The organism is Agathobaculum butyriciproducens (assembly GCA_003096535.1).
Lineage (GTDB): Bacteria > Bacillota > Clostridia > Oscillospirales > Butyricicoccaceae > Agathobaculum > Agathobaculum butyriciproducens.
The window spans coordinates 1-1,519 of record QEKJ01000052.1; the positions used below are offsets into that span (position 1 = coordinate 1).

A 1,519-nucleotide genomic window follows, 5' to 3' on the forward strand; every position below is an offset into this window, starting at 1 on the left:
AAAGGCTATGCTGATGACGGCAAAGACCCTCTGCCGGACAAGTCCGAGTTCGTCCTGTCGCTGTTTGAGCAGATCATGCAGGACGATCTCAAAGCGCAGCATCGTTCCATCATTGACCGCTGCGTACAGGCTGTTTACCGTCCGTATATCGCCAGCGGTTACAAGGGCAATGCACCGACACTGACCGACTTGCAGGCTGAGATCAAGAAACAGCCGGAGCCGGAAGCGCAGGAGCTTGCGCTGGCAGCGGAGCTGTTTATCTCCGGTTCGCTGTCCATCTTCGCACAGAAAACCAATGTAGACCAGAATAACCGCCTGACCTCTTACAATATTCTCGACCTCGGTGAGCAGCTTCTCCCGATGGGTATGCTCGTTATTCTGGAGAGCATTTACAACCGCGTTATCCAAAACTGGCGTTCTGGCAGACGCACATGGGTCTTTGTGGACGAGTTCTCTATCTTCTTCCGGTATCCGTTTGCAACGAATTTCTTCCTCAGAATGTGGAAGCAGGTTCGTAAGCGCGCCGGTTATATGACCGGCATTACGCAAAATGTCGGTGAGATGCTGACGAGCAAGGACGCCTGCTGGATGCTGGCAAACTCCGAGTTTCTTATTATGCTTTCGCAGTCTGCATCTGACCGCGCGGCACTGGCAGAGCTGCTGAACATTTCGGACACACAGCTTTCCTATGTCGAAAACGCCGACCCCGGCTGCGGCCTGATGAAGTTCGGCGGCGCGTTTATCCCGTTTGTGAACAGCTTCCCGGAAGATACGGAATTGTACAAGCTCATGACCACAAAACCGGCAGACCGGGAGCAGGTAAAGCCAAATGGTGTATAAATACAAGGACAAAAGTGATGCTGCAAAGGTACATTCTGCGCCCGCGCCCGGGCGCAGGGTATCTTACAGCCGCGCTGACAACAAGACCTATCGCAATACGGGAGGAGCAAGCACTCGTGCGGGCGCGGAGCTGCGTGCTAAGCAGACTTTCGGAGTACCGGGTACAGACGGTGCCGAAAAGAAAAAGTCCCGCAAGAAGCGTGTAATCAAGCGATTTGCGATTGCAACAGCCGTCCGCACGATAAACGATAAAAAAGAAGAACAGGCCAGCAGCAATGCAGCGGCAGAAGCAACCGAGCAGATACAGCGCCGTATGCACGATGCCGCCTATGTCGGCGTAGAGCTTGCTGCAAAGCCGGTTCGCAAGGCCGCACGCTCCCTGTACCGGAGCGCGGATAGCGTGGTGAAAGATTATCGTGCGCGCAAGTCCGTCGTTCGTACCGCACAGCGGTATCGCAGTGCAGACGGCAAAGCGCGTATACGACTTACCTACAAGTCCACACGCGAAAATAAGAATATCCGCCGCGTTAAGGTAAAGCAGTATCAGAAATACCGTATCCGCACAGCGCATGGTGCCACTACGCCGCGCGGTGCAGTACGCGAACAGTTCATGCGCCGTCAGCGCACGACCGCTGCTGTGCGAGCCAAAGCTGCAGCAAAGAAAAAAGCAGCGGTACAG

2 protein-coding genes are annotated in these 1,519 nt (G+C 54.7%); both read left to right on the forward strand.

Going from position 1 to position 1,519, the window contains the following annotated elements; all coding sequences use genetic code 11:
- The coding region (locus C7386_RS13580; protein WP_367575353.1) for a VirB4-like conjugal transfer ATPase, CD1110 family at positions 1-840 on the forward strand (840 nt) is incomplete at its 5' end.
- Positions 830-1,519 (forward strand): hypothetical protein (locus C7386_RS13210; RefSeq protein ID WP_133241607.1); only part of this gene is annotated, 690 nt, incomplete at its 3' end. The genes C7386_RS13580 and C7386_RS13210, both read left to right, overlap by 11 nt.